This is a genomic window from Desulfocicer niacini, from assembly GCF_054657595.1.
The window spans coordinates 33,556-48,198 of the sequence record NZ_BAAHYK010000034.1; the positions used below are offsets into that span (position 1 = coordinate 33,556).

Here is a 14,643-nt window from a genome sequence, read left to right on the forward strand (position 1 = left end):
AAGACCTGCTGGATGGTTATGTTTTTATAAAATATAGTATTCATTCAGGATAAATATTCGGCTTGGTTGTGTAAACGTCTGGCTGTTTCCATATTCGTCTGTCCGGCGCTGAGCAGGCAGGCCAAAACAAATGAAGGTGGGGTGCCCGTCGAATATTTACCAATCAGGGAGCGGGCCGGTGGGTGACATTAATCCGGTTAGAATACAGTCGCAGCTCCCCGGGACAGTGCCTATCTTTTCTGTGCGATGAGCTCTTTTACCTTAACCACACCGTCCTGGGCATCCTCAGCATAGGCATCTGCACCAATTCGGGCAGCCCATCTTGGAGTACAGGGTGCACCACCTACAACCGTACCAAAACGACCTTTGTAACCGGCTGATTTCAGGGCCTCTTCCAGGCTTTTCTGCTGGTTCATGGTGGTGGTAAGAAGGGCGCTTGTACCAATGACATCCACATCATTTTCCACAGCTTTTTCAATGATGGTGTCAATATCCACGTCACGTCCAAGATCAAATACAGTAAGGCCGTTGGCTTTCATAAGTGATACAACGATACACTTTCCGATGTCATGGACATCACCCTTTACCGTTGCAATCAAAACCTTGCCTTTTTCCTCCTGGGCTCCACCTGTTGCAGCCAGGGCTTCGTTGATCACATCTGTGGCGGACTTCATGGCATCTGCTGCCTGCATCAGTTCGGGCAAAAACATCTGACCTCTTCCAAAAAGATCTCCAACGGTGTTGATTCCCGGAATAAAGGCGGCATTCATTAATTCCAACGGATCTCCGCCGTCGGCAATGATCTTTTTGGCTATGGCCTCCACTTCATCTCTTTTCTGGGCCACCAGCAGCTCTTTTGCTTCCTCTATAAGTTTGGCATCAATCATTTTATATTTTCTCCTAAGGTAAGAACTGCCGGGCTGTGATTTCAAGTTATGGAAATGATCCCAAAGGAATCATCCAGACACCTGAGGAGTACTGAAACCACAGACCGGTATTTTATATGAACCGCCTGTCAGTTGTTCATACCGGTTTACAGGCGGTTCAAAAGTCATATTAAATTAACAGCATCTGTTCCGGATTATAAAGATGTCCGTTTCCGGAATCGGTTGACGCAGTTGATGTTAAAATCAAGTTCCCGGGCAATGTTGAATTTGGCCTCAATTCCCTTGGCACAGCCTGGCATGGGGGTCATCTGACCGATCTGCAGATCCTCTCTGACTTCGGTCATGATGACGGGGTCTGTCAGGTCCGCCACGGAAACTTTCAATTTTTCAGCCACATACGCTTTTGCTTCCCAGGTTCGCATACCCCGGGACATTTGGGCACGAGCAACCAGATCTCCGGCTCCTCGCATTCCGCCCATGCCCGATGCATGCGCGTGGGTGATCGCCATTGCAACAGGATCACCCACGCCAACCTACAGTCCATCAAGTTTGCAAAGGCTTGTCATGGCTGCCGATGCGCGGGATACGGTGTCAATGGGCGGGTGATCGTTCACCGGTACCGCACCGACACCCATGCCCATGTTGGGATGGATGGGAATTTCTGCCACTTCGCCGCACGCCTTCATGAAGGTGACGGCCCGTGCCAGGTTCCAGGGGGTTGATTCTGTGGTGTTCGTGTTGACAACGGGGCCAAAAATAGTGGCACCTGCTTGCTTGGCCAGAACCACTTGATCCTGGGGATAGAGACCAGCCAGGCGAACGCCGTCAAATTCCAGTTGTCCGTGCATGCCAAGAATGAATTCTCCGGCCATGCCGATCTGGATGCAGATGTCGGGGTATTTTTCTTTGAGTTTTCTGCAGGCCATGAGAGATGCCAGGAAGTCTGCATCGCCTGCAGCCCCCACGGAATCGAGATTGATGCCGTCGGCTCCGGACTCGTACATGGCAGAACCTGTAAATACAATGTCCCTGACCGCCTCTTCAACGGTTCTTTCCAGAGATTCACGGGCCTCTTTGATTTTGCCGTTGGGCAGAAGTTCCGCAGGGTTCGGAAAGGGGCCATCTGGTTGGCTGTAAAGCCCCAGGTTCGGCATGGCACCGTAGAACAGCGGAATATGGGTAGCAAGCAATGCCTGCTCCATGATGGGCTGTTCCATGGTGATGATGGGTTTGATGGGTTTGTAGCTGTAGTCCACATGGCACAGCTCCATGGTGTCGGCACCCATGATTTTTTCATATATTTGAAGGGCCTGGATGCGATCCACATTAACGCCCACCCGCCGGATCTTAAGGGTACCGGCATCGTAGGTGAGGATAATTTCTTTACCGCGCTCGCAGCTGACAAAGCTATGGGGGCTTGCCAGAATATCGAACATGTATTTCAGGTCGTCATCGGTGAGAACGGGAACCTTGGCGCGATCTGCAGCATCTTCCGTACCTGCCTGCATATCCTCCATGAGCTCTTTTTCACTGAGCTCCACCGGGGTCCCGTCACCGTAACGGGTGAATATTTTTGACATTATTACTCCTTGCTTTTCGTTAATGAATCAATGATAAATCACTATCTTATAATGATGCCAGGCCCTCTTCCATTATGGCGAGGCCTTTTTCCAGCTGTTCATCGGTGATCACAAGCGGCATAAGCACCCGGATAACATTGCCGTGGATACCGCAGGCAAGGATGATAAGCCCCTTTTCATAGCAGAATTTTACAAGTTTACCTGCTGTTGCTGCTGCGGGTTTACCCTCATTGTCAACAAGGGTGATGCCGGACATGGCACCGATGCCTCGAACCTCTCCCACATGGCTGAACGCATTTACCCATTTTCCAAAGCGGGCCATCAGGGTCTCACCAATTTTAACCGCTTTTTCAACAATCTTTTCTTCTTCAAAAATCTCCATGACGGCAAGACCGGCAGCACAGGCAACGGGGTTGGCTCCATAGGTACCTCCCAAGCCGCCCGGGTGCACAGAGTCCATGATTTCTGCGCGACCCACAACGGCGCTTAGCGGCATGCCAGCTGCAAGACTCTTGGCAACGGTCATGAGATCGGGTTCAACATTCCAGTGCTCCATGGCAAACATTTTACCGGTACGGCCCATGCCGCTCTGGATCTCATCGGCAATAAAAACAATACCGTGTTCCTTGCTGAGGGCTGCAAGTTCCTGGAAATAACCGGGCGGAGGTGCAATGAATCCGCCTTCACCCTGGATGGGTTCAGCAACTATGGCGGCAACACTTTCAGGATCAATGCCGGTGATGAAGAACTGTTTCAATGCCTCAATATCACCAAAGGGTGCACGATAGATTTCAGGGGCAAAGGGGCCGAATTTCCATTTATAGGGTTTCACCTTGGCAGTCATGGTCATTGTAAGGGCTGTACGACCATGGTAGGCATTGTCAAAAACGACAATGGCCTGACGTCCGGTGTAATAGCGGGCGATTTTGACAGCATTTTCAACGGCTTCTGCACCAGAATTGATAAACAGCGCTTTTTTGGCAAAGTCCCCGGGGGTGGCGGCACAGAGCTTATCGGCAAGTTGTACAGCGGTGTCATAGGGGTTTACCATAAAACAGGTATGCGTGAATTTTTCCGCCTGAGCCTTGATGGCTTCAACGACCTTGGGATGGCTGTGCCCCACGTTCATGACGGCAATGCCGCCGGCAAAATCAATGTACTCGTTGCCTTCGACATCTTTTATAATAGCGCCTTTTGCAGACTCAACATAGCAGGCGGTACCGCTGGAATGACCATTGGGAATTACCTTTGCCCGTAGTTCATGAATTTCCTGATTGGTGCTCATTGCTTCCTCCATGTAGATTTTAAGGGGCTTGTTACCCCGGCGAAGTTAATCAACCACTTAAAAGCAGTAAAATGATAAATAGGTGTTCTTTCAGGCATCTGTATCAACATAAAAAATTTGACCATTAAGTGATGTTGTATAAATGATGCCTTCGTTTATTCTTATTGTTCCGGGATATGCACCTTGTATGCCAAGATCTTGTCTTAATTTTTTCACAAGGAATATATCTTTTTATATTAGTTGTTTATGCTATTTTGTGTGAGAGGGGTAGGGGGGCGGAAATTTTTTTAGATTCTATATCGAATCTAAATGCGATGATTTTGTCGGATGAGAGGATATCTTTTGATTCAATTTTGACTCTTATATTAAAAAAAGGGGAGGAGCAAGCAATAAGAACGCCAAAGGCACAGGTCTAACAGGTTGTCTGGGCTTATCTTTGTGTCCGAATGGCACAGGGAAGAACAGGTCTGGACAACAAATAAATGATTTTTTTACGAATCAATTCCAGGTCAAAAATCCAGCGCATGCAAGACATATTATCCCTGGCTTACCAGTCCATGTTTTTTTAATTTTCTAAAAACCTGGGATTGGCTCATCTCAAGGGCAGCAGCAATGGCACGGGTGGTTCTGAATTTTTTAATCGCCCGGGCCAGTAATTCTTTTTCATATCGGAGGATTTTTTCATTGAAATTATAGCAGTCACTTTTTTTTTGCCCAACATCCCCCGGGGAGGTAGTGCAGCCTGTGATGGTTGTTTCAATCCAGGAATCAATTACGGGGCCATCACTCATGACAACGGCTTTTTTTATGATGTTTTGCAGTTCTCTTACATTGCCCGGAAAATCATAGGACTGGAGGACAGTGAAGCCATGTGAATTTATTTTCCGTTTAAGGTTATATGTCCTGTTGTATTTTTCCAGAAAGAACAGGGTCAATTCCGGAATATCTTCGGCCCGTTCCCTGAGGGGGGGAATTTGAATAGCAAAGGTATTCAGCCTGAAATATAGATCCTGACGAAATTTTTTATGCTCAATCTGTTCAAGAAGCTTTACGTTGGTGGCGGCAATGACAGTGCAGTCAATCTTGATGGGTTTTAATCCCCCGATGTGCAGGATTTCTTTATCTTCAAGGCATTTTAGAAATTTCGCCTGCATGGGGAGAGTCATTTCACCGATTTCATCCAAGAAAAGGGTGCCCCCCTTTGCCATTTCAAAAAGGCCGATTTTTCCCTTTTCACTGGCACCCGTAAAAGCCCCTTTTTCATATCCGAAAAGTTCTGCTTCAATGAGGGACTCAGGTAGAGCTGCACAATTTATTTGAACAAAGTGCCCCTTTGCTTGGCGGGAATGGATAAATTTTGCCACAAGGCCTTTGCCCGTGCCGGATTCTCCCATGATCAGTATATTGGAAACTTTAAGGTCTGCAAGTTTTCGGCAGGTCAGGAGGATCTGCTGCATCTCTTTACTTTCTGCTACAATTTCCTGATCTTTTAATTCCTGGAGGTTGAGCTGGCTTAGTTCATCTTTTATGCGGCTGCTTTCAATGCGGACCTGTTCCAGTTCTTCGTGGAGTTCATTGAGCCGGGTCATGTCCCGCTCGTTGGTAATCACCATGGAAATGGTGCCGTTATTTTCAAATACCGGGGTACCGGTGACCAGAAGTTGTTTTTTTGTCTTATTGGCTTTCTGGATGATGTTGATGGTGGTTTTTTTTTCCAGAACCTCCCTTGTCACGGACCGATCCATTAAACCTGATTTTACAAGTTCGTCAACATTTTTTCCGACCACATCAATGGCAGAAATGCCAAGGAGTTTCTCTGTTGCCTGGTTGATTCTCAGAACTTCTCCCAGGCCATCACAGATCCAGATACTTTCCGATGATGCATTGAGAATGGTTTCTAGCTGACGATTGGTTTTCTGGAGTTTGGCTGTCTGTTTTTCAAACTTAATCTTAAGTGTGTTAGACGTCTTCAATTGATTCCTCTGATCCCTTTTGCGTTAATTCATGAAGGTTCAAGAATTGATCAAAAAAGTTGGGGTTGGTCATAGCATGGGACACCTGTCACATTTGGGGTTCAATGGGGTCAGGCTTGTGTTATTCTGCCATTGATTCAAGCGGTTTTGCCGTAAGAATCACTTTTGAATTCTGGGATATCCATGGCCTTTTATAAAGCTGATGAAGGTTTTGTCAAACACTGCAGCTAGTGTGAGTGAGCATGCTTTTTCTGATTTAAATTTATTATAAGGTAGGCTGAGTGGAAAGACAACCTGAAAACCATGGAAGCCCCGGGCTTGATCATAAGATGCAGCACCTGGCACTATTGGCGGGCAAATCCTGACCGTATGAGCTGTAATTTATGCCATACAGATCTTGTTGTGCGTTTGTCTGGTTTTATGATATTTAAATTTTAACGGTTTGATCACAAGATCTGCTGGCAGTCATAATTGGCGGACAAAGGGGTAAGAATGGGAATGCCTCCACGAAGGTTTGAGTCATAAATAACTTAAACATCGATCAAAAGAGAATATCGAAGGAAAAATAGATGTCAAATTTTTTCAGAAAACCATCTGAGGGTTCAACGCTTTTTTCCAGGGCAAATATGGACAGGCCTTCTGCTTCAAAAGATTCTTCAAGAAAGAAACCCCTGGCCCAGCGCCTCTTTTTTGACACCAGAGATCATGATCTGATAAAGATCGTCAATGATCTCTATGACAGCCCCATGTCTCTTGGGTACACCAGAAAACTTTATTATCCCTTTTTTCATCCACTGGGTATCAAGGAGCTGTCAGAATCCAAAGGGCTTCGCATTGCTTACTCCGTGGTGCATCTGCTTAACTCCCTGGAAAGGGGAGATGAAGAGAACCGTATTCAGGCCTTGAAGGGGCTTCGGGATGAAATTATAGATACCAGCACAGGGCCCATGCCTTTGAATTCCGCCCGGGTGCTTCTACAATCGATGAAAGAACTGGTCCGTGCCCGGGGGCATTACGCCCGCCAGCTGGAACTGGCCCATGATTTTCGGAAAACAGCGTCGGGCAAACCCGGTTTGATTCGTCGGCAACTCCAGAAATATCACCTGCTGGAGATGCCAGAGGAATGGAACCAGATTACCTTTGATGACCATGTCCATGATGCCAATACCAAGGGCCGTAAAACCCCCACCCACCTTATAATGGATGCCTGGATAAAAGGTATTCGCAGGTTGCGGGTGATTTATTACCAGTATCTGGAACCGCGATTTGTGGCGGAAATTCTGGAAGCAGCAGAAATTATGGGCATTGAAACCCGCATCGGTATTGAATTCAGTGCCCGGTATCGGGATCGGTTTGTTTCTTTGATATGGGTGTCAAGGGGATTTATGGATTCACAGTCTTTTTTGTGTTTTCTTGCAGAACCCCATGTGATTGAGTTTATGGAAAAGGGCAGGGCTGTGATGCAGTATCAGCAGAAATATGTGCTGCAGGTACTTGATGCCTTTAATCTTTATCACAGAAAGAGGTTTGTCTCAGAAACCGGTATTGATATTCCCCCCCTGGACCCGGTCCGTTTTTTGGCCTTTGTTTCGCCGGGTCAGGCATCCATTCTTCATTTGGGTGAATATATTTATCATCTTTGTGTCAAGGTGGTTACCAGCCGATCTTCCCAGAAAAATATCGGCACGGGTCTTTCTCCGGCATCGGATGGGCTGGTAATATCAGGCTCGAGCAGGGCAACATCCGCCTCCAGTACGAAAACATCACGCAAGGCCAATAAAGATATTCCCGCTAAAGGCGATGCACCTGATCAACCAGTGAAGAAAATGGAAAAGGACTGTGGGGACGAACTGGAACATCTAACCACCGCCAGCATTGTTGCCCACTATTTTTCCCCAGAACATTACCCGGATATTCCCTGTCCCTGGGTTCCCTGTGATGGAGAAAATGTTCCGGAAAGGCTCTCCCTTTCCGTGGAAGAGCTTCTTTTCCAGATTGCCCAGATTCATTACAGTTTTAAAATCACCCTGAACCTTAGTAACCTGAAGGTGGAAGATGTCCTGGAACTGCTTTATGACAGCAATGGTCTTATCACCCGTCTGGAAATATTTAATCTAAAGGATTATGCCGCTGGGCACCGTGATCATGTTTCTTCCATCAACGAGTTGCAGCAGGCCATCAACGACGGCAGCCTGATTCGCCTTAAACGTTTGGTAAGACATGTTATTCATCGCATGGAAAAGTCGAAGTACATTGATGAAGCCGATCGTCGGGCTAAGCTTGTCACCATCCTGCATGACCTTGCCACCCTCAAGAATTTATATAAGGGGGTTCCCTTGAAATCTCGCATTGGCAGCGATTCCACTGGACGATCGCTGCTTGCCTATGGCATGGGATTGGGAGTCATTGATTCCCTTCCCCAGCGGGCAAGAAGGGAAATTCAACGCAATGCTTCTTCCCGTCTGATTCTGCCCCTGCATATTAAAACCTATCCCAGTGTTACATCCATCCCGGTGAGTCACGCCAGTGGGGTCATGGGACGTGTGCTCAATTTGTTGAGTGCGCTTCCGGGTCTGGATTATCTTGGAGCAAAAAAAGTCAAAAAATGGATAGTCGAGGAATATTCCACCACCATGGGCAATTCTGGGAATATTGTAACCCTTGGCGGGGGACGTCAGCACATTCAGCAGGAACTTGCCCTTGCCCTTGCCCTTCCCCTGCGTGAAAAGCAGGATAAGCCCCCCCGGAAATCCTGGGCAAATCTTAACACCGGAGTTAAAAACAGCCTTAAAGTTATCATTGGTTTTATCCCTGCCTTTGCCACTTTTGCACTGACCAAGGACTGGTGGGTGCTTGCCTATTTCGGAGCTTTCATCTGGTTTGGTATCACGGGATTAAGAAACATTGTCCAGGCGGTTCTTGGCGGTGGCGGTATCATAAGATCTCCTCTGCTGCGCTGGAATGATTATGTCAGCTGGGAGCGGATCACGGATTCATTGCTGTTTACGGGATTTTCCGTTCCGTTGCTGGATTATTTTATTAAAACGATTGTGCTCAATCATGGGCTGGGTATAACTATTTCAACCAATCCCACAGCCCTTTATACCATCATGGCCACGGCCAACGGTATTTACCTTGCCAGCCATAATGCCTTCCGGGGATTTCCCCGGGCGGCCATCATCGGTAACCTGTTTCGGAGTCTTTTTTCCATTCCCATTGCCATTCTTTTCAGTGCCATCACCGGGGGCATCTTAAACGGCATCGGAACTGCAGGCGTTGAAAATATTCTGCAGAAATGGGCGGCGGTTATTTCCAAGGCAGCCTCTGACCTGGTGGCGGCATTGATTGAAGGCCCAGCGGATCGCGTTCAGAACATGGCCCTTCGGACCCGTGATTACCGACGTAAATTTTCTGAAATTCTGGAAGCCTATTCCAAACTGGAACTTATTTTTCCCGATGCCGGAGAGCTTTCCATGTTGGAAACCCCTGAAAAATTGCTTAATAATGCCAATTCAGAAGTGCGTGATTTAATGGCGGTTATTATCATTAATTCCCTTGATATGCTTTATTTTTGGATGTACCAGCCAAGAGCCCGCATCACCCTTAGGGAAATGATGGGGCGGTTTACCCCTGAAGAGCGCATGATCATCCTGCTCTCCCAGAAAGTTCTGGAACAGGAACAGCATGTCAGCCGCATGTTTGTGGATGGGGTCCTTGGCAGAAAATTTTCACGCCCCCTTTCCTTTTATCTCATGAGATATGAGGAATATCTTCATGATTTAAAGCATATGTAGGGCCTGATGTTAATACACGATGATCATATTTTGGGGGCTTGATCATGGCATGTGCCACTTTGCACCGTCAACTTTGACAAGTGGTCTATGTTATTACAAAGTCCAGAATCTTTTGGAGAAAAATGAATATATTTATCATAGGCAATCCCATTGCCAGTGGGGGCGATGGGGAAAAAAGAATTCGTGTCCTTCAAGCCATCCTGGAAAAAAGGGGGCATCATGTAAATTCCCATCTTACCCGGTTTACAGGAGACGGAAAAGACCGTATAGCAAGGGTGGGTTCAGAGACCGACAGAATTGTTGTTGTGGGGGGGGATGGCACCGTGAACGAAATTATCAACGGCATTCCCGGAGGATTTACCATTCCCATTGTCCAGATGCCCACGGGGAATGCAAACCTTCTGGCAAAGGACCTTGAGTTGCCTGAAAATGCAACGCAGGTGGCAGATGTTTTGGAAAATGGCAGGACGGTGATGGCAGATGTGGCTCGGATGAACGGCAGTGATTTTATAATGGTTGCCGGTGTCGGGTTTGATGCCAGGGTTACCGAAGAAATGAAAAAAATACGGCAGGGCAGGGTGAGTAATTTAAGCTATGTAATGCCCATACTGCGTGCATTGAGACGCCCTAATCATGCTCTTTTTGATGTGAAAGTCGATGGTGTGAAATGTGGCCGGGGGGCCATGGTGCTTGTGTGTAATGTGCGCAATTTTGGCGGCATCTGTGAAATTGCCTTTGAAGCGGCTGTGGACAGCAGAGAGCTAGATATCGTGGTTTTTCCCGTTATGAACTTTTTTTCATTGCTAAAATATTTTCTTTTTTCAAAGTTTAGCCAGATAACCCGTTTAAAAGGAGTACGTTATCTGAAAGGTAAACACATTGAAGTTGATTCCATAAAACCCATACCCGTTGAGCTTGACGGTGATTTTAATGGGTGGCATTCCAATGTCTCCATTCAGTTGAAGCCTGGCAAAGTGCCTCTGATGGTTCCGTTAAAAATGTGTCATACCCCCAGATGCACTCAGGGGAAATGACTAATCATTTCCCCTGAGTAATTTCCCTGTATTAAACTAATCTAAACAACCCAGAATAACACGAAAATTAGAAGTGAAAATCTAAGGATGCCAAAGAAGATTACTGAAATTTTTCAGTCAAAGCCTTACCATACTGCTGACAGGCCTTGGCACCTTCATCGGTTTCCATCATGCCTTCGGTGAGATTCAAAGGTCCCAGGGTGACGGTGTCCATTTTAAACACATACTGCATGGTATCAAATATCATGGGTGCAGATTCACCGCTGTGGGTGTGGGAACCAAAGGCCCCTGCAACTTTGCCAGTAAGGTTGGCTTTTTCCGCCAAAAAGAGAAATTGCTTCATGCCGGAGGTCATGTCTTTGTGATAGGTGGGGCATCCAAAAATGTATCCATCAAAACCAGCTAATTCTTTTTCATTTTTGATGGCGGAGGTCTTCATCACCGTTGCTTCAAGTCCACCCATGCGAACGCCCTCTGCCAGATAATTAGCCATTTTTTCTGTCACACCGGTTCTGCTCACATAGGCGATTAAAACTTTTTTCATCTTTTGTCCCCCTTAATTGAATTGTTGCAGCCATAAATATCCGCTGTATGAATCCTTATCCTTGAAGAATTCTCTATAATTTTCAGATATGAAAAGCAAAGATTATGCCAATAATTATATTTTATTGTAATATCTTGGAATATTTATGAAAAATATATGGAGTGGAGTTTCGATGTTGGTGAGGAGTGCCACTGAAGGAAAAATGTGTATCATGATTTATAAACAATAGTGTCTCATGAAACAGAAACGGTCCGGCAACTTCATACATGAATTAAACATTGCTCAAACGATTCAAATATTATGCTTATATAATAGTTGTCAATTCGTGTGTATTTGGTTGCCGGACTGTCCTGTGCATCAATGGGAAAGAGCCATTATCTTGAGGTCTTCTGCATGAAGATCAAAACTGCACATGCAGAATAAAAAATAAAAATTTACGAATCATGATAAATTAATAGATGTTAAGATAATGTTTCACTTCCCAGTCTGTCACGGAAATGCGATAGTTGTCCCATTCTTTATCTTTGTTAAAGACGTATTTTTCAAAGATGTGATCCCCAAGGGTGTTTTGGGCAATGGGACTTGCTATGAATTCGTTCAACGCTTCACGCAGACTTGACGGCAGGGCCGCAATGCCCGCCTCTTTCTTTTCTGCGGCGTTCATGGAAAAAATATCACTGTTTGTTGCCGGTGCAGGGGTCAGTTTGTTTTTAATGCCGTCCAGTCCAGAGTTGAGCATCATGGCAAAGGCCAGATAGGGATTACATGCCGGGTCCGGACAGCGAACCTCAACCCTTGTTCCGATACCTCTGGAGGCTGGAATACGCAGCAGTGCACTTCTATTGGAAGTGGACCAGGCGATGTATACCGGTGCTTCGTATCCTGCCACCAGACGTTTATAAGAGTTCACCAAGGGATTGGTGACGGCGCAGAAATCTTTGGCGTTTTTCATGAGACCTGCAATGTACTGGTAGGCCACTTCGCTGAGTTTAAGCGGATCATTCTCATCAGCAAAGGCATTGGTGCCATCCAGGTTGAATAGGGACTGATTGGTGTGCATGCCGGAGCCGTTGATGCCGAAAATAGGTTTGGGCATAAAGGTTGCGTGGAGTCCATGTTTCTTGGCAATGGATTTTACCACCCATTTAAAGGTAAGGGTATTGTCGGCGCAGGTGAGGGCATCGGCATATTTAAAATTGATTTCATGTTGACCTTCAGCCACTTCATGGTGGGACGCTTCGATTTCAAAGCCCATGGTTTCAAGGGTTTCAATGATTTCACGCCGGCAGTTCAGACCCGTATCTTCGGGGTCCAGGCTGAAATAACCTGCATTGTCATCGGTCTTGGTGGTGCTGTTGCCATCGGCATCAAGTTTGAACAGAAAAAATTCGGCTTCCGTACCCACGTTCATGGTGAAACCCATCTCTTTGGCTTCTGCCAGAACCCGTTTCAGGTTCACACGGGGGCAGCCGGCAAAAGGGGTGCCATTGGATTTATATACATCACAGATAATTCTGGCGGCGGCAACACCTGCCTTATTTCTCCAGGGCAATACACAGAAGGTATCGTAATCGGGAACCAGGTACATGTCTGACTCATGGATGCGTGCAAATCCATCAATGGATGAACCGTCAAACATGATTTTTCCATCCAGAGCCTTTTCAATCTGGCTTTTGGGTACGGCAACATTTTTCATGAAACCATTGATATCACAGAACTGCATTCTGAAAAAATTAACGTTTTCTTTTTCAATGATTTTAAGGATATCTTCTTTTGTCATGATATTTCTCCAATTTTAAAGTGTTGTTTTTTAACTCAATGATCAAGTAATACTAAGGGGGTCAGGCTTGATCTTTGCGTATAAAGTTATTTTCAATAATTTATTTTCTAAAAATGCAGATATTGTGCCACACGACTTTATAAATATATAAGTGTTTGTTTTATAATGTATATCTCTTGATTGGGGTTGGAGGGATATATCTAATTGTGATTACAAAATTGAATTTATAAGACTTAAGATCTTTCAAGTTTGTAATTTTTTTTATAAAAAATCAAGGTAAAAACAGATGCGGCAGGACAATGAACATAAAAGTGCACCAGGTGTTCGAAGAATTCTTTTGAGGGGCATTTTTTGGAGAATTTTATTTATTGAGGGAGTGTTGCTTGTTTTTTCACTTCTTTACAGGGCTATGACAGACGACCATGCAGATGCCATGGCTTTGTTCTGGTATGCCCTTCGCATCATTGGGTTTGTGGCTGTAATTATTGCTTTTATGATGACCAGCCTCAGACGATTTCTCACACAAAAAATCATTGTTCCCCTGGAGCAGATTGACCTTGCTAACAGGGCATCACAACAGGTGACAGAGTCCTTTCATCCGGTGCTGCTTCCGACCAATACTCCAAGAGAGATTCAACGGATCGTAAGTTCCCGGGATGATATGTTAAACAAAATACTTGAAGTCTCCCGGGAACGCCTAAATTTAATTCGGTTTATACGCAAAACATTTGGCCAGTACCTTTCAAGCAAAGTGGTGGATCAGATTCTGGAATCTCCAGATGGGCCTAAAATTGGCGGTAGTCGAAAAGCGGTTACTGTTTTGATTTCGGATCTGCGTGGGTTCACCCACCTTTCTGAAAAAAGAGATCCCCATGAAATGGTTCTTTATCTGAATCAATATCTGGAAAAAATGTCTGAAGTGATCATCAAATATGACGGAATCATTGACGAGATCATCGGAGATGCCATTCTGGCTGTTTTTGGGGCACCGGAAAGCCACGACAATGATCCGGAACGTGGTGTGGCCTGTGCCATTGAAATGCAGAATGCTCTTAACCATTTAAATCATGCAATAGGCTTAAAAGGATTTCCTCCCATGGAAATGGGTATTGGTATTAATACCGGGGAAGTTATTGTGGGTAATATCGGATCTGAACTTCGCATGAAATATGGCATTGTGGGTGCCACGGTAAATGAAGCATCCCGTATAGAGTCCAATACAATTGGAGGAGAAATTCTTATCGGGAAGTCAACCTATGATTATGTGAAATCCATAATTACAGCGGCTTCCCCCAGGACAGTGATGATGAAGGGGATGAAAACGCCCCTGGTTTTTTATGGTGTCTCCGCCATTGCCGGTGCATATCATGTGGCCCTTGATGTTGTTGTCGGGCCAGGAAAAGCCATGTCCATAAGGCTTCCCTTTCATTATTGGGTAATTCATGAGAAAAGAATGACAGATACACCTTTGAGCGGCCACACCCTTTCCATCGATGAAACCCACCTGGAGGCCGTTATATTACCGGAACTTCCCCTTTTTACGGATATAAAGCTGCAGTTTCAATTTTGCAGGCAGGTGCATTGCTTCAGTGACTTTTATGCAAAAGTGGTTGAGGTGAAACAAGCTGGCATCCATTTTGTAACCCGCCTTGGCATAACCACCATGACCCAGACAGACAGGGATATGCTCCGAAAATGGCGTTGGGAAATGTTTAAATAAAAGTAATCCATGGATAAACGGGGTCATTTGTCAGTTATTCTGTCAA

The 14,643-nt window shown here is 45.7% G+C and carries 9 protein-coding genes and 1 pseudogene; 3 read left to right on the top strand and 7 right to left on the bottom strand.

What is annotated here, in order from left to right:
* Positions 1-230: 230 nt before the first annotated feature.
* From ACYQ2M_RS17400 to ACYQ2M_RS17420, 5 genes and pseudogenes are all read right to left on the bottom strand, one after another.
* Positions 231-887, bottom strand: a complete 657-nt coding sequence (locus tag ACYQ2M_RS17400; protein ID WP_459917644.1) for a cobalamin B12-binding domain-containing protein — start codon at positions 885-887, stop codon at positions 231-233.
* A 194-nt stretch (positions 888-1,081) separates the two neighbouring features.
* Positions 1,082-2,467: pseudogene (mtbB, locus tag ACYQ2M_RS17405) on the bottom strand ([dimethylamine--corrinoid protein] Co-methyltransferase).
* A 46-nt stretch (positions 2,468-2,513) separates the two neighbouring features.
* On the bottom strand, positions 2,514-3,752 hold the full coding sequence (gene gabT, locus ACYQ2M_RS17410; RefSeq protein WP_459917645.1) for a 4-aminobutyrate--2-oxoglutarate transaminase: 1,239 nt from the start codon (positions 3,750-3,752) through the stop codon (positions 2,514-2,516).
* 536 nt (positions 3,753-4,288) lie between these two features.
* A complete protein-coding gene (locus ACYQ2M_RS17415) occupies positions 4,289-5,725 on the bottom strand; it encodes a sigma-54 interaction domain-containing protein (RefSeq protein WP_459917646.1) in 1,437 nt (478 codons plus the stop codon).
* Between the two features lie 69 nt (positions 5,726-5,794).
* The gene (locus ACYQ2M_RS17420; protein ID WP_459917670.1) at positions 5,795-5,866 is read right to left on the bottom strand and encodes a hypothetical protein; all 72 of its coding nucleotides are present in this window, start codon (positions 5,864-5,866) and stop codon (positions 5,795-5,797) included.
* A 428-nt stretch (positions 5,867-6,294) separates the two neighbouring features.
* On the opposite strand from ACYQ2M_RS17420, the gene ACYQ2M_RS17425 reads away from it, so the two are divergent.
* Together ACYQ2M_RS17425 and ACYQ2M_RS17430 are read left to right on the top strand one after the other, a co-directional pair.
* Positions 6,295-9,519: a hypothetical protein gene (locus tag ACYQ2M_RS17425; protein WP_459917647.1), complete on the top strand. Its 3,225-nt coding sequence runs from the start codon at positions 6,295-6,297 to the stop codon at positions 9,517-9,519.
* Between the two features lie 122 nt (positions 9,520-9,641).
* On the top strand, positions 9,642-10,553 hold the full coding sequence (locus ACYQ2M_RS17430; RefSeq protein WP_459917648.1) for a diacylglycerol/lipid kinase family protein: 912 nt from the start codon (positions 9,642-9,644) through the stop codon (positions 10,551-10,553).
* 100 nt (positions 10,554-10,653) lie between these two features.
* Here the strand turns inward: ACYQ2M_RS17430 and ACYQ2M_RS17435 are convergent, their stop codons facing one another.
* On the bottom strand, positions 10,654-11,097 hold the full coding sequence (locus ACYQ2M_RS17435) for a flavodoxin domain-containing protein (protein WP_459917649.1): 444 nt from the start codon (positions 11,095-11,097) through the stop codon (positions 10,654-10,656).
* A gap of 451 nt (positions 11,098-11,548) precedes the next feature.
* Entirely contained in the window at positions 11,549-12,877 is a 1,329-nt protein-coding gene (glnA, locus tag ACYQ2M_RS17440; protein WP_459917650.1) for a type I glutamate--ammonia ligase, read from the bottom strand.
* A 379-nt stretch (positions 12,878-13,256) separates the two neighbouring features.
* On the opposite strand from glnA, the gene ACYQ2M_RS17445 reads away from it, so the two are divergent.
* Positions 13,257-14,597: an adenylate/guanylate cyclase domain-containing protein gene (locus ACYQ2M_RS17445; protein ID WP_459917651.1), complete on the top strand. Its 1,341-nt coding sequence runs from the start codon at positions 13,257-13,259 to the stop codon at positions 14,595-14,597.
* Positions 14,598-14,643 lie beyond the last annotated feature (46 nt).